Source organism: Candidatus Dadabacteria bacterium, from assembly GCA_009840385.1.
Lineage (GTDB): Bacteria > Desulfobacterota_D > UBA1144 > Nemesobacterales > Nemesobacteraceae > Nemesobacter > Nemesobacter australis.
The window spans coordinates 12,216-31,678 of record VXNX01000001.1; the positions used below are offsets into that span (position 1 = coordinate 12,216).

The following is a 19,463-nucleotide window of genomic DNA, read 5'->3' on the forward strand; positions in this document are numbered from 1 at the left end:
TTGGTTATGTTTTATTAATCGCAATACTGACTCTCCTTCTAAGGAATTAGAAAGCACATGGGAAAAAAACAGTTCTACGTAACGACACCCATCTACTACGTAAACGACGTGCCACACATCGGCCACGCCTACACAACCATAGCGGCTGATACAATCGCGAGATACAAGGCTGCTTCGGGACATGAAGTCTACTTCCTCACGGGAACAGACGAACACGGAAGAAAAATAGAACAGACCGCCCAAACGAGCGGAGAAACTCCTATAGAACTTGCCGACAGGGTGGTAGTGAAGTTTCAGGATCTTTGGAAAGTCCTAGGCATCTCGAACACCGATTTCATAAGAACCACGGAACCGCGTCACCACGAGGCGGTTTCCGAGATCTGGAGACTGGTGCAGAAAAACGGTGACATATACCTTGACGAGTACGAGGGGTGGTACGACGTAAGAAACGAGGCTTTCATAACCGAAATCCAGCTTGAAGAAATAATGAAGCTTCCCGAAGAAAGCCGCCCTCACCTAGAAAAAATAAAAGAGCAGAGCTACTTTTTCAGGCTCTCTAGTTACCAAGAGCCTCTTCTTCGGCATTACAGAGAACACCCCGAGTTCATAAAACCTGATTACAGAAGAAACGAGGTCGTAAGTTTCGTCGAGGGAGGCCTCAGGGACTTAAGCGTAAGCAGAACGAATTTCTCATGGGGAATTCCGGCCCCCGACTCAGAAGGACATGTAGTCTACGTCTGGTTCGATGCCCTCACGAACTACCTGACATCTCTGGGCTTCCCTGAAAAGACCGGGGATTTTCAGAAGTTCTGGCCTGCAGATATCCATCTTGTTGGAAAAGACATACTCAGGTTCCACGCAATCTACTGGCCCGCGTTTTTGATGTCGGCGGGACTCCCGCTTCCGAAAACAGTCTTCGCACACGGGTGGTGGACGGTAGAAGGGGAGAAGATGTCGAAATCTCTGGGAAATGTGGTTGATCCCTATCAGGTTGTGGAGGAGTTCGATTCCGAGATATTCCGCTATTTTCTGCTTCGCGAAATACCTTTCGGACAGGACGGGGACTACTCCAGAAAATCGCTTGTAAACCGCGTGAACGGAGAACTAGTAAATGGCCTTGGAAACCTGGTGAGCCGTTCGCTCGGGATGATAGAGAGATACCTCGGGGGTGTCGTTCCGAAGCCCGCAGAGTTATCGGAAAGTGAGAAGGAGATAGAGAATTTCTACCGAGAGACGGCGCAACAAGTCCACTCTGATCTTGAGGAACTCGCTTTTAACAGGGCGCTTTCCCGCATATGGGAATTCATAGCGCTTGTAAACCGCTACGTTGATAACACAGCACCCTGGAAACTTGCTAAGCAGCAAGAACAAGGCGAACGACTCGAAACGGTGCTTTGGACGCTTGTTGAGAGTATCAGGGTGATTTCCCTCCTTGTCTACCCGTTCCTGCCGGAAACCGCCCGCGATATCCGAGAGAAAATCGGTCTTTCTCCCGAACTCGGTGCCGAGGATGCGCACTGGGGAGGTACAAAGCCCGGAACGGCGATAAAAAAGGGAGAAAATCTTTTCACGAGAATAACGGAGAAAAGCGAATAAATTCTCTTCTTTATCCGCTTTTTAAAATTCATTTCTCGCTTGTTAAAAACCGTAGATGCTCTTGAAAGAGTTATCCACATTCTGATTTCTGAACTAGTAGAATTCCCCGCTTAGATTCCCGATTGCAAAACTCCGGGAAATATGATTATATTTATAATTGAGCAAGTAGATCTCCAGTGATCTGCTTATGTTTTCAAAATTCAAAACACTTTATCCCTAAGGAGGTTGAGGTATGAGAGTAATTAAATTCTTTGCAGTGATTACAGTACTGCTTTTATCCACGGTTATGGCCGAGGCGGGCACGCTCGAGGAAGTGAAAGCCCGGGGAAAGGTAAACTGCATCGTTTCATCAGGATTGGCGGGATTTGCCTCGCCGGATGAAAAAGGCAACTGGACGGGTTTTGACGTCGATTTCTGCCGTGCCGTTGCAGCAGCCGTGTTTGGAAGCGGCGACAAAGTGAAATTTGTACCGACTACGAATAAAACGCGGTTTACCCAGCTAAATGCCGGCGAAGGCGACATACTGTTCCGCAACACCACCGAAACACTGAGTCGTGACGTTGACCTGAAGCTGACCTTCCTGCCCGTTAACTACTATGATGGTCAGGGCTTTTTAATTCGCAAAAGCCTTGGGGTAACGTCAGCAACACAACTGGCCGGGGCTTCAGTGTGCATCCAGACCGGCACCACCACGGAACTTAACCTGGCGGATTACTTCAGAGCCAACAAAATGAAGTACGAGCCCGTAAACACAGAGACCAACGAAGAAAGCATCGTCGCATATGAAAGCAAAAGATGCGACGTGTACACAACCGACGCGTCGGCGCTGGCCTCTACGCGAGCGGCACTGAAAAATCCTTCGGAGCATGTGATTCTTCCCGAAATCATTTCAAAAGAGCCGCTGGGCGGCGCGGTGCGCCACGGCGATGATCGTTGGGCTGATATCGGAAAGTGGGTGGTTAACGCGCTGATTATCGCAGAAGAGATGGGAATCACCCAGAAAAACGTCAAGGAGCTCGCCAAAAAACCTGGGAACGATCCGGGCATGAACCGTTTTCTAGGCACCGAAGGCAGCATGGGCGAAATGCTCGGTCTTGACAAGAAGTGGGCCGTTAACGCAATTTCAGCCGTAGGCAACTACGGAGAGATATTCGAAAGGCATCTGGGGCCTAAGACTCCTCTAGCGCTTGAAAGGGGGCTTAACGCTTCCTGGAAAGCAGGGGGAATTTTGTACGCAGCGCCCATTCGCTGATCGTGAGCAAACGTCAATAATGATTCAAGCCGAAGCCGCAGCACGAATGTGATGGATTCAACAGCTTTTCTGTCTCGATTGTGGAGGGATGAGCATTCCCGATCCGTTATTATTCAGGTCCTCGCAGTCGTGCTGATCTTCGGCTTGTTCGCCTACCTAGTAAGAAATGCCATTGTCAACCTTGAGGCAATAGGCAAAGGGTTTAGTTTCGGCTATCTGCAGGAACCCGCAAGCTATGATATAAATCAGCATCTAATAGAATACACGTCCCGTTCCACTCACTTCCGCGCAATGCTGGTGGGAATTCTAAATACCCTTCTGGTGGCGGTAAGCGGCGTCGTTCTGGCAACGGTTCTTGGATTCACGCTGGGCGTTCTGCGGCTGTCGAAAAACCTGCTGGCAAGCAAGCTTGCCCACATCTATATTGATTATGTAAGGAATGTACCCGTACTGCTCCACATACTCCTTGTATACGGGATCATAGTTAATACGCTTCCCGTGCCCAGAGAGGCGCAAAGTCTCGGCGATATCGCATTTCTGACTAATCGCGGCTTTTTTCTTCCCAAACCGATTTTTGAACCTCTGTTTCTGGTGATTCTGGGTCTGTTCGCCGCGGGAATTGTTTTCACAATATGGTTCCGCAGATATGCGGCGGATATACAGAGAAAAACGGGAGAGCACTACCCGGTGTTCTGGATATCGTTGGGGGCCGTGCTGGGAATTCCGTTTATCTCCTATTTTCTGATAGGTGGTCCGATCACGTTTGAGATACCCGCGCTGACAGGATTTAACTTTAGCGGAGGTATGGTGGTCAGGCCTGAATTCACCGCACTTTGGATTGCACTTTCCCTGTATACAGCCGCGTTTATCGCCGAGATAGTAAGAGCCGGCATCATCTCCGTCAATTACGGGCAGACCGAAGCGTCCCTAGCCCTTGGGATAAACCACGGCAGAACGCTTAATCTGGTCGTGATTCCCCAGGCGCTGAGGGTGATAGTACCACCGCTTACCTCGCAATATCTTAACCTTGCCAAGAATTCATCTCTGGCCATCGCGATCGGCTACATGGACATAGTCGCCACCATCGGCGGCATTACGCTTAACCAGACGGGCAGGGAAATGGAATGCATGATTATCGTGCTGTTGCTGTATCTCTCATTATCCCTGTTAATATCCTTCGCGATGAATATCTACAACAAACGAATCAGCCTGGTTGAACGTTAGGAGGAAATAGTTATAAACCAAAGAAACTACAGAGTTGGAGAACACCCTGATCTTCCGCCGCCTCGTAACGTAATAGGAATCTACGCCTGGACAAGAAAAAATTTTTTCTCGAGTGCCACAAACATAGTCTTAACGCTTCTGGCGTTCTGGTTCCTGATTGAAACCGTTCCCGCGCTTGTGGACTGGCTGTTTCTTGACGCGGCATTTACCGGGGGAAGCAGAGATGAATGCAGGGCCAAGGCTGGCGGTGCGTGCTGGGCGGTTATCGGCGAACGTCTTAACCTGTTTACCTATGGTTTTTACCCAGTCGCTGAGCGCTGGCGGGTGAATCTTTCACTTGTCCTGCTGATTTTCACTCTTTTTCCGATACTCTTTGAAAAAGCGCCTTATCGCAAATACGCTCTTCATATCGCGGTCGCCTTCCCATTCGTCACCGCATGGCTTCTGGTCGGAGGACTAGGTCTTACGCCTGTCGAAACCGACCAGTTCGGCGGTTTCATGCTTACCTTGGTCATCGGAATAACCGGCATCGGGTTTTCATTACCGATTGGGATTCTGCTGGCTCTGGGTCGTCAGTCGAAGCTCCCCGCCATCCAGATATTTTCAATAGGCTTCATTGAGTTTATCCGCGGAGTACCGTTGATTACTCTTCTGTTCGTAGCTTCAACGATGCTTAATTATTTCCTCCCTCCAGGAGTGACTTTCGATCTTCTGCTGCGCGTACTGATCATGGTTACCCTTTTCGCGTCGGCATACATGGCGGAAGTTATCCGTGGAGGTCTGCAGGCAATACCGAAAGGACAGTTCGAAGCCGCGGATTCAATGGGGCTTCACTACTGGTCCGCCATGAGGCTGATCGTATTGCCCCAGGCGATGAAGATTTCCATACCCGGCATAGTGAATACTTTTATCGGACTATACAAGGATACGACACTGGTAATTATTATCGGACTTCTAGATCCTCTTGGGATAGGCAGAGCGTCTCTCGCAGATACAAGGTGGACGGGGCTCTCCACCGAGGTTTATCTGTTCGTGGCAATATTCTTTTTTATCTCTTGTTTTGGGATGGCAAGATATTCACAGTACCTTGAAAGTAAACTGGAAACCGATCATAAAAGATAAGGAGCATGGCACAAATGACCCAAAAACCTGAATCAGCGAATGAAAAAACAACATCGGGCGCAGAGAACTACGCGGTAATAATGCGGGATGTGCACAAATGGTACGGCAAGTTCCATGTGCTTAAAAACATCAATCTTAATGTCAGAGTCGGGGAAAAAATCGTTGTATGCGGCCCATCGGGTTCGGGAAAATCAACATTAATCAGATGCATCAACCGGCTGGAGGAACACCAGCAGGGAGAAATCATCGTTGAGGGAATAGAACTTTCCCATGATATCAAGAACATCGAGATCATTCGGCGCGAGGTGGGCATGGTCTTTCAGCATTTCAACCTGTTTCCGCACCTGACGGTGCTTGAGAACTGTACCCTTGCCCCCATATGGGTCCGCAAAATGCCTCTTGCGGAGGCAAACGCAACTGCCATGAAATATCTGGAAAGAGTCAAGATCCCCGAGCAGGCGGACAAGTACCCGGGTCAGCTCTCAGGAGGCCAGCAGCAACGCGTGGCGATAGCCCGAAGTCTCTGCATGAAACCCCGGATACTGCTGTTTGACGAACCAACATCGGCACTTGACCCCGAAATGATCAAGGAAGTGCTAGACGTGATGATTCAGCTGGCAAGCGAAGGGATCACCATGATATGCGTGACCCATGAAATGGGATTCGCAAGAACTGTCGGCGACCGCGTCATCTTCATGGACAACGGAGAAATAATTGAGGAGAACAACCCCGATGACTTCTTCCTGAACCCGCAGCATGAAAGAACGAAGCTGTTTTTAAGCCAGATACTGGATCACTGATGGAAAATATGATTATTTTACATAAGGGAGGGGGCAGAAATCTGATTTCATCCTTAAATTCAAGAGGTTTCATCCTGCTTAAGAAAATAGTAGATATAAGGGCAACGAAGTTTCTGGCAATTATTGCCGTACTGTTTTCATTCACAGTCATAGCTGATGCTGGCACCCTTGAAGATGTGAAAGCACGAGGCAAGCTCAACTGTATTGTTTCTTCAGGATTGGCCGGATTCGCCTCTCCGGACGGAAAAGGCGGCTGGACGGGTTTTGATGTCGATTTCTGCCGTGCCGTAGCCGCTGCCGTGCTGGGAAGCGGGGACAAGGTAAATTTCGTGCCATCTACGAATAGAACGCGTTTTGCCCAGCTAAATGCCGGCGAAGGCGACATACTGTTCCGCAACACCACCGAAACGCTGAGTCGCGACGTTGACCTGAAACTGACCTTCCTGCCCGTTAACTACTATGATGGTCAGGGCTTTTTAGTTCGCAGAAATCTTGGGGTAACGTCAGCAACACAGCTGGCCGGGGCTTCGGTGTGCGTCCAGGTCGGCACCACCACGGAACTTAACCTGGCGGATTACTTCAGATTCAACAAAATGGAGTACGAACATCTCAATACCGGAACCAACGCAGAGAGCATAATCATGTATGAAAGCAAAAGATGCGACGTGTACACAACCGACGCGTCGGCGCTGGCCTCTACGCGAGCGGCACTGAAAAATCCTTCGGAGCATGTGATTCTTCCCGAAATCATTTCAAAAGAGCCGCTGGGCGGCGCGGTGCGCCACGGCGATGATCGTTGGGCTGATATCGGAAAGTGGGTGGTTAACGCGCTGATTATCGCAGAAGAGATGGGAATCACCCAGAAAAACGTCAAGGAGCTCGCCAAAAAACCTGGGAACGATCCGGGCATGAACCGTTTTCTAGGCACCGAAGGCAGCATGGGCGAAATGCTCGGTCTTGACAAGAAGTGGGCCGTTAACGCAATTTCAGCCGTAGGTAACTACGGAGAGATATTCGAAAGGCATCTGGGGCTTAACACTCCTCTGGCGCTTGAAAGGGGGCTTAACGCTTCCTGGAAAGCAGGGGGGCTTTTGTACGCAGCGCCCATTCGCTGATCGTGAGTAAAGTCGTTCCGACTTCGACGGTTTGAAATTGTAACATACCGGTATCACTAATTCTTATTTTCCTGCTCGGTTTCGGCCGGAATATCTCAAACGATTTGATCGCAAGTGCCGGATAAGTCCGGGAAAGGCCCCAGTCTTCTGTTATCGCGCGAAAGTGCATTTTAAGTTAAAATTTACCACGAGAAATAATCAACCGAGAACGGCACGGTCAACACAAGGAGGAATACTTTATTGGCAACGAAAACCGCTAAGAAAAAAGAAACCCCCAGGAAATACTCTTCAATCTACGTGGAAGGGGCGCACAGGGCGCCGAGCCGCTCCATGCTTAGGGCCGTGGGCTTCACTGACAGGGACTTTAAGAAACCCGTAGTAGGAATAGCTTCGACCTGGAGCATGGTAACGCCGTGCAACATGCACATAGACCAGCTTGCAAGACACGGAGCCGCCGGAGCGAACAAAGCCGGAGGCAAATCCATAATCTTCAACACCATTACCGTGTCCGACGGAATATCCATGGGAACTCCGGGAATGAGATACTCTCTCGTATCCAGAGAAGTCATCGCCGACTCGATCGAAACAGTGACGGCCGGAGAGGGATTTGACGGAATCGTGGCCATAGGAGGATGCGACAAGAACATGCCCGGATGCCTGATGGCGATGGCAAGGCTCAACAGGCCTTCGGTGTTCGTCTACGGCGGGACGATACTTCCGGGCAACTACAGGGGAAATGACGTGGACATCGTCTCGGTGTTTGAAGCAGTGGGAGCGCACTCAAACAATGATATTACCGATTCAGAGCTAAAGGAGATCGAGTCCTGCGCCATCCCGGGAGCCGGTTCCTGCGGGGGAATGTACACAGCAAACACCATGGCTTCGGCAATAGAGGCCCTCGGTATGAGTCTTCCGAACAGCTCGGCCCAAGCAGCCGTTTCAAAAGACAAGGTGGCGGACTGCAAAAACGCTGGGGCGGCGGTCGTGAATCTCATACGGGAGAACATAACGCCGCGGGACATAATGACGAAAAAGGCTTTTCTAAACGCCATAACGGTGGTCATAGCGCTCGGAGGCTCGACAAACTCGGTCCTTCACCTGCTCGCCATGGCAAACGCCGCCGGGGTGAAACTGACCATAGATGACTTCACGAGAATAGGCAAGAAAGCTCCCGTTCTCGCCGACCTAAAGCCCAGCGGGCAGTACATGATGTCGGACTTCTGCAAGATAGGAGGGCTGACCCCGCTGCTCAAAATCCTGCTTGACGAGGGATTTCTCCACGGCGACTGCATGACGGTGACCGGAAAGACCCTAAAGCAGAACTTGCGAGGAGTAAAAAGATATCCCAGGGGACAGAAGATAGTGCGTCCGGTGAAAGACCCGATAAAGGAATCTGCCCACATAGTGATTCTCAAGGGAAATATCGCGCCCGAAGGGGCGGTGGCTAAGATAACGGGCAAGGAAGGCAACTCCTTTACCGGGAAGGCAATAGTGTTTAACTCCGAGGAGCAGAGTCTCAAGGCGATCCTAGACGGCAGGGTTAAAAAAGGGCACGTGATAGTCGTCCGGTACGAGGGTCCGAAGGGCGGACCTGGAATGAGGGAGATGCTCGCGCCCACGGCGGCTGTAATGGGCAAGGGCCTGGGAGGAGACGTAGCGCTTATAACAGACGGGCGTTTCTCCGGGGGAACCCACGGATTTGTTGTGGGGCACATAACTCCGGAGGCGATTGACGGCGGCACGCTGGCGCTTATAAAGAACGGGGATGAAATCACAATCGACGCAGAGAGCAGGGAAATAACCCTGAACGTACCGCAGAGGGAGCTCGCAAGAAGAAAGAAAGCTTGGAAGAAACCGGCCGCAAAGGAAAAAACCGGCGTGCTGGCAAAATACTCAAGGCTTGTTTCCTCAGCTTCCCAAGGCGCGGTGACCGACAGGGTCTAGGGCCTAGGTCAGCCGCTTCGCCCCGCGTATTGCCTATTTTCGCAGCGGGAATATACTTTATTGCATGGAGTTGCTTCGCGGAAAAAACGTCATAGTGGGAATAACGGGCGGCATCTCGGCCTACAAGTCCTGCGAACTCGTGAGATCCCTAGTTAGAGACGGGGCGGAAGTGCGGTGCGCAATGACAAGAAACGCCGAGCGTTTCATAACTCCCCTAACCCTCCAGACACTTTCGGGAAACAAGGTCGCCTCGAACCTCTTTGACCTGACTTCAGAATCCGAGATAGGTCACATAAAAATCGCTGACGATGCCGATGTCGTAGTGGTCGCGCCCGCAAGTGCATCCTTCATAGGCAAAATCGCTTCGGGCATAGCCGACAGCCTGCTCGCAACCGTCATACTGGCGACAAAAGCTCCCGTAATCATCTGCCCGGCCATGAACTCAAACATGTACTCAAACTCAATAGTCCAGGAAAACATGGAAAAACTCAGGCGCCACGGATTCACCATAGTGGAGCCCGGCGAGGGAGACCTTGCCTGCGGATGGACAGGCAGGGGAAGGCTTGCGGAAACGGACGTTATAGCTCTTGAGATCCAGAAGGCGGTCACGCCGCAGGACTACGCGGGAGAGAACATACTGGTAAGCGCCGGGGCGACCAGGGAGCATATAGACCCCGTAAGATTCATATCAAACCCCTCGACCGGCAAAATGGGCTATTCGATAGCCCGGGCGGGGTGGCTTCGCGGAGCCCGGGCGACTCTGGTCTCGGGACACTCCTCCCTTCCGGACCCCCATGGAGTGGAAGTGGTGCGGGCAACAAATTGCGATGATATGTACGAGAAGATCCACGAGCGTTTTGAACGGGCTCATATAGTGATAAAATCGGCGGCCGTAAGCGATTACTCGCCTTGCGAAAGATCGGAGCAGAAGATAAAGAAATCGGAAAAACAGCTCTCTATTTCCCTTAAGAAAACCCGAGACATACTGAAATCGCTCGGGGAGGAGAAGAAAGACAGGATTTTGGTGGGATTCGCCGCCGAGACGGAAAACCTTGTCAATAACTCGAGAAAGAAGCTTGACGAAAAAAATCTCGACCTCATAGTGGCAAACGACGTTACGGCCCCCCAAGCAGGCTTCGGGGAAGATACCAACATCGCTTGGCTCGTTGACAGGGAAAGAGTCGAAGAACTTCCTCTTATGAGCAAGTTCGAACTCGCAAACAGGATCCTCGACAGGATAAAGGAAATAGACAGGGGATAAGAATCTCCGTTCCGGATTTTTTAAAACCGTTTACCAAGAAACAGCTCAGACCCTTCACAGCAACAAGCGCTGAATTCTCGCCATTGTCATGGACTTATCATGATCTTAAGGCTTTCCTCGGGATTCTCAGCAAGGGTGAAGCCTTTCTGGATGTCCTCCAAGGAAAACCTGTGGGTAATCATCTTCTCCACATCAACAGCCCCTTTTCCTATTAGAGAGAGGGCCTCTTGCAGGTCCCTGGGAGCCGCCGCGTAGGAACTTACGATCCGCACTCCCGACCACCAGTATTCGTTAAAAGGAAAATCAAGGGCGAATTCCGGATCGGAAGGAGCGAAGAAGAGGATTTTCCCCGACGGAGAAACAAGCTCAAAAGCGCTTTTTATCGCGGCCTGCGCACCAGTACAGACTATTACCACGTCAGAGAGATATCCCGAGTTGTTTTCTCTTACAAGCGAAGCGATATCGTCGCTGGAACTGAAAGCGCAAGTAGCACCGAACTCCATGGCCTTACGAAGCTTGAATTCGTTTGAATCGGTCGCGAAAACCGGCCCGGCGCCGAGATGAAGAATATACTGAAGGCACAAAAGTCCCGCCGTGCCGCTTCCGAGAATCGTCACGCTCTCCCCCTGTCTTAGCCCCGCCGCCCGAACCGCTCTAGTAACGCAGCCAAGAGGCTCCGTGAACGATCCCTCCTCAAAGGAAACACTCTCCGGAAGATGAAAAACGCCCCGCTCCACGTTCGGCGGCGCCACGCATACGTACTCCGAGAAACCGCCTGGGTTAAACCCCGATTCCCTTATCATGGGACAATTAGTGTGCCTGTCGCTAAGGCAGTAACGACATTCGTTGCAGGGAACGTGGTGGGTGGCTACGACCCTGTCGCCCGCGTGGAACCCGCTCACTCCCGGACCCGTTTCAGCTATCTCCCCTGCGACCTCGTGACCCAGCACCAATGGGGCTTTCGGTACCCTGTACCACTCCATAAGATCGCTTCCGCAGATTCCGCTCGCCCTGATCCTGATCAGCACCTCTCCCTCGCCCGGCTCAGGGCGGGGAAACTCCTCAACCCTTAAGTCACTGTTTGTGTGGTAGACTGCGGCAAGCATATTAGGAACTTTCTTCTTTTAGTTCCATGAAAAGCTCGTGGGCCTGTTTCGGGGTCATGTTCTCATGAACGATACCGCGGATCGCCCTTATAATCGCGACCGGGTTGTCACGCTGCCATATGTTTCTTCCCATGTCCACTCCCGCGGCGCCTCTGGATATCGCCTCGTGGGTCATGTTGAAAACATCCATTTCGGTATCGAGCTTCGGACCGCCCGCGATTACTATGGGGACGGGACAACTGCTGGTCACCTTCTCGAAATCCTCGCAGTAATAGGTCTTAACAATACGCGCTCCGAGTTCCGCGCATATCCTGCAGCAAAGCCCAAGATACCTTGAGTCCCTTTTTTCAAGCTCCTTCCCGACAGCCGTTATTCCGAGAACCGGAATGCCGTATTTCTCCCCTTGGTTCACAAGCTCTGAGAGACCCAGGAGGGTCTGTCTCTCAAATTCGGTTCCGACAAAGACAGAAAGCCCTACTCCCACCACGTTAAGCCTTATGGCCTCCTCAAAATCCACGGTAATCCCCTCGTCCTCAAGATGCGGGCCCGCGATGCTGGTTCCCCCGGAGACCCTTAGCACTACGTTGGCTCCCGAGTCGGGGTCGACCGAGGTTCTTAGCACTCCCCTCGTGAGCATTATGGTGTCGGCGTAAGGGAGAAGAGGAGTTATGGTTTCTCTGGGAACCTCAAGGCGGTGAGTGGGACCGAGGAAATAACCGTGGTCAAGGGCGAGCATAACCGCCCTTCCGGTATCTGGCCTTATAATGCGGGCCATCCTGTTTTTCATGCCCCAATCCATCAGAACACGCATCCTCCAATTGCCGTTTCGCTAAACTCTAGAGCAATACCCGCTCCATGTCAAACTCCCGGCGAGGCAGAAGACATGCGGGTGCAGGACAAAGCTTTTGTCCGACGGCAATCGGCCTTCAAACATTCGGCTGCAACACTCTCCAGTAGAATTCTCCCCGCCCTGATATATACTCATCCGGGTTCTTCATCTATATTTCTTTTTTTGCACAGATCAATCCGACCGGAGGAAAAAATGACTGGCAAAGTTCTGAACCGAACCTTAAGCGCAAACGCGTTCCTGTTGATTCTGCCCTTCGTGGTGGTTCTGTTTTTCGCAGTTCTGTCATGTGGCGACGATGACGAAAGTGGTCCCCTTGTGGGAATAGTCTATGACGAGGCTGGCAAAGGTGACAAATCGTTTAACGATTCCGCCTACGAAGGAATTAAAAGAGCCCAAGAAGAACTTGGAACCGTGGTGAGCGAAGAAATAACCGACGGAACGGAGTCGCACCGCGAGGAATTGATCCGGTCTCTCGCCGCGAACAACGATCTTGTAATAGCGGTCGGATTCTTGTTTGAGAATTCAATAAAAAAGGTCGCCGCGGAGTACCCAGACACCAATTTCGCCGGCATAGACATTCAGCAGGGAAATGACCCTCCTGAGAATTTCGCAAGCCTGCTCTTTAACGAGGCCGAAGGCTCCTTCCTCGTCGGTGTTGCGGCCGCGCTTACGACCAAAACAGATAAAGTCGGTTTTATAGGAGGATTGTGCGCTACTCCGGACAAGCTCATTGAAAAATTCGAGGCGGGGTTCATCGCGGGCGTAAAAACGGTAAATCCGGATATCACGGTCAAAACGGAATATCTGACGGGCTTCCGTGACATTGCTGGGGGCAAGAGAGTAGCGTTGCGCATGTTCGGAGAAGACGCTGATGTCGTCTTTCATGCGGCCGGCACCTCGGGATTGGGACTTTTCGATGCGGCAAAAGAGTTTAGCAATGCAGAAGGAACAGAAGTATGGGCGATAGGAGTCGACTCGGACCAGTACCAGACCGTCGAAGAATCCGTACGGGAACATATACTGACTTCAATGCTGAAAAGAGTGGACGTAGCCGTATACAATATTATCGAAGCACAGAAAAACGGTGAATTCTCAGGCGGAGCAGTAAATCACGATCTCGCAAACAATGGAGTGGACTACGCAACATCTGGGGGCTTTGTAGACGATATAAAAGATGTGCTTGAAGCCTACAAGACCCTCATAATAAATGACGTGATTGAGGTTCCAAACGATCCAGATAACGAAGGTTGCCTGACACCGCAGACTTATTAGCTTATTAGTAAAATCGCCGTGCCTGCCGCCTCGTAGAATGCCGGCGTCCAGTTAAACCTGATCACGAACTTTTCACAAGCGAACCTGCCATCCTGAACCCCGAAAGCGCCCGCGATATGTGCTCTTCCGTGTGGGTCGCCATAAGCGACGCTCTTATCCTGCATTTTCCGGCGGGGACCGAGGGAGGCCTTACGGCCGGAGTGTAGATTCCCAGCTCGCGAAGCACCGAAGCCAGCTCAAGGGTAGCTTCCGGTTCTCCTGTCAATACGGGCACTATCGCGCTTTGGGACGGAAGCACGTTAAATCCCATGTCGCAAAGTCCCGCCTTGAACGTGTCTACAAGATCCATTAGATGCTTTCTTCTCTGCGGTTCGCCCTCTATGATGCCGATCGCCTCGATTGAAGCGGCAAGAGAGGCCGCGGGGAGGGACGTATCGAAAATGTAGCTTCTTACCCTGTTTCGGATAAAGTCGACGAGACTTCGGCTGCCGGCCACGTATCCGCCCAGGGATCCGACGGCTTTCGAAAGAGTGCCCATAACCACGGGAACCCTGTCCTCAACCCCGAAATGCTCGGTGGCTCCGCTACCTTTTTTTCCCAGAACTCCCATGGCGTGGGCCTCGTCCACCATGAGCATGCAGCCGTGGCGCTCAGAGATCGAGCAGATCTCCCCGAGGTCCGTCAGGTCACCGTCCATGCTGAATACCGTGTCCGTAACTATGAGTTTCTTTCCGCCCCCGCGGTTTCGGGAAACCATGCGCCGAAGGCTGTCCGTATCCAGGTGAGGATAGATCTTGACCGTCGCCCGGGAGAGCCTGCAGCCGTCTATTATCGAGGCGTGGTTAAGCTCGTCGCTGAAAACCGTGTCCCCCTCCCCGACAAGCGCGGCGATCGTTCCCACGTTCGCGAGATAGCCGCTTGAGAAAAGAATCGCGGCCTCGGTCGATTTGAATTCCGCTATTTTTCTCTCAAGCTCGGCGTGAAGATCGGAACTTCCGCTGACGAGCCTCGACCCCCCAGAACCCGTGCCGTACTCAGCAAGGGCCTGGGCGGCCGCTTCCATCACCCTCGGGTCGGTCGAAAGACCCAGGTAGTTGTTAGAAGCGAGGAGTATATGCTTCTTCCCGCCGATTATTATTTCGGGGGACTGGCCCGAGGCAATCTCCGTAAGCGTCCTGAAGAGATTCTCCCCCCGGATGACTTTTAATTCATCCTCAATCCACTCAAGAGAATCGGGGGTTTCCATCCGTACTAACCCTCTTCGGTTACCTTTTTTATGGAAAGATAGGTCGCCCGCAGAAGCTTCGCTAGATCGTCCATCTCGATTCCCACCGGCGGCATGAGCACTACCACGTCCCCGAGCGGCCTTATCAGAACCTCGTGCGAGAGCGCTTCCTCGGCGACTTGCCATCCCACTCTCTCCGCCGCCTCGTAGGGTTTTTTCGTCTTCTTGTCGCTTACAAGCTCTATTCCGACCATAAGTCCCTTGTTTCTCACGTTCCCGACGTGGGAAAGACCCTCGAATTCGCGAAGCTCATTCTCCAGAAACTCCGTTTTTTCTGAAAGGGCCGAGAGGGTGTCGTTATTTCGAAAGGCCTCGAGATTCCCCATAGCGGCCGCGCACGAAAGAGGATTGCCCGAGTAGCTGTGGCCGTGAAAGAAAGTTTTAAATTCCTCGTAGTCTCCCAAAAACTCCTCGTAGATCTCGTCGGTCGTTATGGTGGCCGAGAGCGGAAGGTATCCCCCGGTCATCCCCTTTCCGAGAACCATCATGTCAGGCGTCACCCCGTCGTGTTCGCACGCAAACATCTTCCCCGTTCTGCCGAAACCCGTAGCCACCTCATCAACTATCATGAGCACATCGTAGCGGGTGCAGTACTCCCTTACTTTCGCCAGATAACCGTCGGGAGCCACCACCATCCCTCCTGCAGCTTGAACGCACGGCTCAAGTATGACGGCTGCTATCTCCTCGTGGTTTTCCCTGAGTATTTTTCCCATCTCATCCGCGCACGCAATCCCGCACCCAGGCCAGGTCTCGCCGAGCGGACACCTGTAGCAGTAGTAGGAAGGAGCCCTGTAGGTCTTAAAGAGAAGCGGCGAGAAAGCCTTGTGAAAAATATCGATTCCCCCGACCGAGACGGCCCCCAGAGTGTCGCCGTGATAACCGTTATCAAGGCAGAGAAACGCTCTTTTCTCCGGCCTGCCCTTGTGAGACCAGTACTGAAACGCCATCTTGAGCGCAACCTCGACGGCACTTGCCCCGTCGCCCGAATAAAAAACTTTCTTGAGTCCCGGGGGACAGATTTCCACAAGTTCCTTGGCGAGTTCCGCGGCTGGTGGGTTGGTTATGCCCAAAAGCGTGCTGTGGCTTACAAGCTCAAGCTGTTTTTTTATGGCTCCGTCGATCTCGGGAACCCCGTGGCCATGGATGTTGACCCAGAGAGAGGAAACGCCGTCTATGTATTTTTTTCCCTCGGAATCTATTAAGTAGGAGCCCTCCGCGCGCTCAATCACTATGGGGTCCTTGCGCGCATAATCTTTCATCTGGGTAAAGGGGTGCCAGACGAATTCCCTGTCGTAGGATCCTATCTGCTTTGATCTGTCGCTCATCTCGGTTTGCCAAGAACTGTTTAGAAAGAGGCCCTGAATGGGAAGAATATAACGAAATCGCGGGGGCGAGGCTAGTTTAGAATTTCTTTCCTGACCGGCATCTGCAGGTCGTCAAGCATCCTGAGATCATCGCGCGGCGAGCGTCCGGGAGTGGTAAGGTAGTTGCCGAGGATCATGGCGTTTGCCCCAGCCACAAGACCCATTGCCTGGAGATCGCGAAGCGTCACTTCCCTTCCCCCTGCAGTCATTATTATCTTGTCCGGAAGCACGAGCCTGTAAATCGAGATTGTTCTTACGGCTTCAAGCGGCTGTATGGTCTCGAGGTTCTCAAACGGGGTCCCGGGTCTCGGGTCAAGGAAGTTTATCGGAACCCAGGTGGGGTTAAGATCCCTTATCTCGAAAGCGAACTCCATTCTCTGACGTATGCTCTCTCCCATGCCTAGTATGCCGCCCGAGCAGAGATTCATGCCGGTTTCCTTTACCAGAAGAGCGGTCTTGAGCCTGTCATCGTAGCTGTGGGTAGTGCATATGCTGGGGAAATGGCTTCTGCAGGTCTCTATATTGTGGTTGTATCTCCACACCCCGTGGTCCCTTAGTTCATAGGCCTGTTCTCTTGTCAGATCCCCCAGAGAGCAACCGACCTTTAGGTTCGTTTCCGCGCAGAGAAGGTCAACGGCCTCGAGAACCTTTTTGAATATCCTGGGCGTCGGGCCCTTGGCGCTTATCACTATGCAGAAATCCATGGCGCCCATTTTCTCCGCCTGCCTCGCAGCTCCGAGTATTCTCTCCGCCGCCATAAGCGGGTGAGCCTCAATCTCGGTATCGAAATGGGCCGACTGGGAACAGAAAGAGCAGTCCTCGGGACAGTTTCCCGTCTGGGCGCTTATTATCGAGCGCAGAAACACCCCGTCGCCCTTATATTTGAGAGTCACCTTTCTCGCAAGCGATATAAGTTCCGAGAGGCGCTCGGCGGGAAGTTCCGAGAGCGCCAGGGCGTCTTCAAAAGTTATGTCTTCCTCTTTTTCGAGAAGTTTTTCGGAAACGACGTCAAGAATGTCTATTTGGTTGCCTCTGAGTATTAAGTCTAGGGGAATCTAGGTTACAGAAACGGGCGGGGTTGTCAAACGAAGCCGGTTTGCGGTCCGAGCACTTCTCATCCGGAAAAAACATCCCCAACAGCGTCCGCAAGTTCCTCTATGGAGCGCACTATCGTACCGCCGCTTTTTCGTATGAAGTACTCGACCTGAAGGTTCACGGTGCTCCCCAGGTTATCTCCCGTGAGACGAAAATCCCCCCTGTAGCCGAGAATCTTCTTCCCGAGAGCGAAAGCGTAGCCTATCTCCGAAGCGGTGCCGCTGTCAACGTCCGTGCCGTCCAAAACGGCGAGCACCCCGTCTGAGGACTCTATCGCCTTTGTGTTTTTCTCTCCGACAAGCGCGTTGAAACGCCTCCATGCCTCTTTTTCCGCTTCGGGGGCAGGGATTTTAAAGCCTATATCCCACGGATCAAGGACCTCGAAACCTGATTCTCTCACGAGAGGCAGAAGCCGCTCGTAGTAAAAACCCCGGCTGGCTTCCGAGAATCCCAGCGGACTCGCTATATAGATTTTCTTCATTTATTAGGACTTACCGGTCCGTATAACCCTGAAATTGCTTTACAAACTCCCTTGCAATTTTAATTTCAGTTATGATTTAATATAAAAAGTATCAATTTTACCCCATGAGGTTAGTACGGTAAAAGATTTTGGGAGGAATATCAGGATGAAACTTAAAGTACACGGAATGTTTTTAAGTTTGTTTTTTGCGCTGGCGTTTTGTCTTTCGTTCAGTATTGAAGCGTCGGCTCATGAATATACAAGGTCTGACGGGCAACATACCTATACTCATAGCGAAGATATCAACGTAAGCGCGTCGGGTGTCGGCATTGCAAATGAAGCTCAAATGAAGCTGTTCGTTCGTCATCTGGCCACGCACCTTGATCTGATTCAAAAAGATACGAGCCTTGACGAAATGACAAAACAGGAGCAGTCAAGGGAGATCGTAATATTTGCAACCAGGGCAAGACAAGTGGGCCCTTTCAACGACGGGAGCGATATTTACGTCATAGGAGTAACTCCGAGAGGAGCCATAACGAATCACGGACTGCATCCAAATCTCTACGGCTACAGATATGATTCTTCCCAGGAGCCACTGAGAACTTTGCTCGGTGATACCGTTCCCGAACTCTCGGATGATGTTGATCCAGAGTGCGCAACGTATGACAGCGGGAACAGAGTGGCCTGTGCGGTCAGACAACAGACCCCCATAGGTACGATAACAACCATAACGGGTCTTCATCACGGGGAAGACGACTACGCTCAAGCTCCCAACTGTGATGAGTTCAATTTTGCGGTTACGGCCAAGGATGTCGAGGACGAGACAGATCCTGTCAGGAAAAAAGAACTCCTTAAAGAGTACGTAAAAGAGGTTATCGCGACATCTACAAGTCTGCTAGCCCGTATAGGGCAGGAGGTAGCCATAGAACTACGCTCCTTTGATCCTGCAAACCCAGACCCAAGAGTTGCAGCAGAAACAAATGCAAGGTTCTACGAAAAAGCGCCTTGCTTCCATAAGGAACCTGATTTACGTTACCGCTCCACATACCCTTTCATTATGGACCCGATACGTGGAGTCGTGTTCCTGAGCGGGACCGACTTTGCCCGAAACGGTATAAGCGCTTCGTTAAATGACCCGAACCCGGTTCCGTATGATGGAACAAATATCGAACCAAATGTCCTGACCGCTATTCAGAGAACACTGACAGGTATTACACCTGAAGATAAAGCTGAAATAGATGAAATGGATATAGCGACGATAGAACATGGAGATTCCGGTTTCTTCAGATATCACTGGTCCCATCCAATAAATACGGAGTTGAACATCCCTGGTGGCCAGATTGCTCTTGAGAGGGAAGTGGTTCCCGGCAAAGCGCTCAAGGAAAGCTACATCGAGGCAGTGGACCTGCTCGCTGGTTTGCCCATTGCGCCTCCTCCCGGGACTAAAGCCTTATTCGTGTTTGGTTCCGGAATCTACCTAGAGGAGGGGGATGGCATGATGCCGGAGCCAGAGATGCCGGCGGAAGACAGCGATGACGGGTGTGCTATCGCCGCAACCGGCAACACGCCACAAAGCATGTTGTTTAACCTGTTTTTGATAGCATCTGTTTTATTCTCGGCCGTTTTCCTGAGAAAGCGCGTTTAACGAAAGCAGACATTTTTCCGCGAGCGGTTTCCACCGCCCAGAGAAAAAAACCGGTTCAGAGAGGGCAGCTTT

General features: G+C 51.7%; 16 protein-coding genes. 10 read left to right on the plus strand and 6 right to left on the minus strand.

Annotation, left to right across the window (positions count from 1 at the left end):
- Positions 1–57 precede the first annotated feature (57 nt).
- From metG to coaBC, 8 genes are all read left to right on the plus strand, one after another.
- On the plus strand, positions 58–1,596 hold the full coding sequence (gene metG, locus F4X55_00045) for a methionine--tRNA ligase (GenBank protein ID MYC39400.1): 1,539 nt from the start codon (positions 58–60) through the stop codon (positions 1,594–1,596).
- 232 nt (positions 1,597–1,828) lie between these two features.
- Positions 1,829–2,848 carry an amino acid ABC transporter substrate-binding protein gene (locus F4X55_00050; GenBank protein MYC39401.1) on the plus strand — a complete coding sequence of 340 codons (1,020 nt, stop codon included), beginning with the start codon at positions 1,829–1,831 and terminating at the stop codon, positions 2,846–2,848.
- 51 nt (positions 2,849–2,899) lie between these two features.
- On the plus strand, positions 2,900–4,072 hold the full coding sequence (locus tag F4X55_00055; protein MYC39402.1) for an ABC transporter permease subunit: 1,173 nt from the start codon (positions 2,900–2,902) through the stop codon (positions 4,070–4,072).
- A gap of 12 nt (positions 4,073–4,084) precedes the next feature.
- Positions 4,085–5,194, plus strand: coding sequence for an amino acid ABC transporter permease (locus F4X55_00060; protein MYC39403.1), 1,110 nt, complete (start codon positions 4,085–4,087; stop codon positions 5,192–5,194).
- 14 nt (positions 5,195–5,208) lie between these two features.
- Positions 5,209–5,994, plus strand: coding sequence for an amino acid ABC transporter ATP-binding protein (locus F4X55_00065; protein MYC39404.1), 786 nt, complete (start codon positions 5,209–5,211; stop codon positions 5,992–5,994).
- An 8-nt stretch (positions 5,995–6,002) separates the two neighbouring features.
- Positions 6,003–7,109 (plus strand): amino acid ABC transporter substrate-binding protein, encoded by a 1,107-nt coding sequence (locus tag F4X55_00070; protein MYC39405.1) that lies wholly within the window; start codon positions 6,003–6,005, stop codon positions 7,107–7,109.
- A 240-nt stretch (positions 7,110–7,349) separates the two neighbouring features.
- Complete coding sequence (ilvD, locus tag F4X55_00075; protein ID MYC39406.1) at positions 7,350–9,053, plus strand: dihydroxy-acid dehydratase; 1,704 nt, start codon at positions 7,350–7,352, stop codon at positions 9,051–9,053.
- 70 nt (positions 9,054–9,123) lie between these two features.
- Positions 9,124–10,314 carry a bifunctional phosphopantothenoylcysteine decarboxylase/phosphopantothenate--cysteine ligase CoaBC gene (coaBC, locus tag F4X55_00080; GenBank protein ID MYC39407.1) on the plus strand — a complete coding sequence of 397 codons (1,191 nt, stop codon included), beginning with the start codon at positions 9,124–9,126 and terminating at the stop codon, positions 10,312–10,314.
- A gap of 86 nt (positions 10,315–10,400) precedes the next feature.
- On the opposite strand, the gene F4X55_00085 is transcribed toward coaBC, so the two are convergent.
- Positions 10,401–11,420, minus strand: coding sequence for an alcohol dehydrogenase catalytic domain-containing protein (locus F4X55_00085; GenBank protein MYC39408.1), 1,020 nt, complete (start codon positions 11,418–11,420; stop codon positions 10,401–10,403).
- A 1-nt stretch (position 11,421) separates the two neighbouring features.
- The gene (gene lsrF, locus F4X55_00090) at positions 11,422–12,219 is read right to left on the minus strand and encodes a 3-hydroxy-5-phosphonooxypentane-2,4-dione thiolase (protein ID MYC39409.1); all 798 of its coding nucleotides are present in this window, start codon (positions 12,217–12,219) and stop codon (positions 11,422–11,424) included.
- A gap of 84 nt (positions 12,220–12,303) precedes the next feature.
- On the opposite strand from lsrF, the gene F4X55_00095 reads away from it, so the two are divergent.
- Positions 12,304–13,542 (plus strand): BMP family ABC transporter substrate-binding protein, encoded by a 1,239-nt coding sequence (locus tag F4X55_00095; protein MYC39410.1) that lies wholly within the window; start codon positions 12,304–12,306, stop codon positions 13,540–13,542.
- A gap of 61 nt (positions 13,543–13,603) precedes the next feature.
- Here F4X55_00095 and bioF read toward each other — a convergent pair whose 3' ends face one another.
- The 4 genes from bioF to F4X55_00115 all read right to left on the minus strand — a co-directional run bounded on the left by bioF (position 13,604) and on the right by F4X55_00115 (position 17,767).
- Entirely contained in the window at positions 13,604–14,788 is a 1,185-nt protein-coding gene (gene bioF, locus F4X55_00100) for an 8-amino-7-oxononanoate synthase (GenBank protein ID MYC39411.1), read from the minus strand.
- A gap of 5 nt (positions 14,789–14,793) precedes the next feature.
- Positions 14,794–16,152, minus strand: coding sequence for an adenosylmethionine--8-amino-7-oxononanoate transaminase (gene bioA, locus F4X55_00105; protein MYC39412.1), 1,359 nt, complete (start codon positions 16,150–16,152; stop codon positions 14,794–14,796).
- A gap of 71 nt (positions 16,153–16,223) precedes the next feature.
- A complete protein-coding gene (bioB, locus tag F4X55_00110) occupies positions 16,224–17,246 on the minus strand; it encodes a biotin synthase BioB (GenBank protein ID MYC39413.1) in 1,023 nt (340 codons plus the stop codon).
- Positions 17,247–17,305: 59 nt separating this feature from the next.
- Positions 17,306–17,767, minus strand: a complete 462-nt coding sequence (locus tag F4X55_00115; GenBank protein ID MYC39414.1) for a 2-deoxyribonucleoside glycosidase — start codon at positions 17,765–17,767, stop codon at positions 17,306–17,308.
- Positions 17,768–17,912: 145 nt separating this feature from the next.
- On the opposite strand from F4X55_00115, the gene F4X55_00120 reads away from it, so the two are divergent.
- The gene (locus F4X55_00120) at positions 17,913–19,391 is read left to right on the plus strand and encodes a hypothetical protein (protein ID MYC39415.1); all 1,479 of its coding nucleotides are present in this window, start codon (positions 17,913–17,915) and stop codon (positions 19,389–19,391) included.
- Positions 19,392–19,463: the final 72 nt, after the last annotated feature.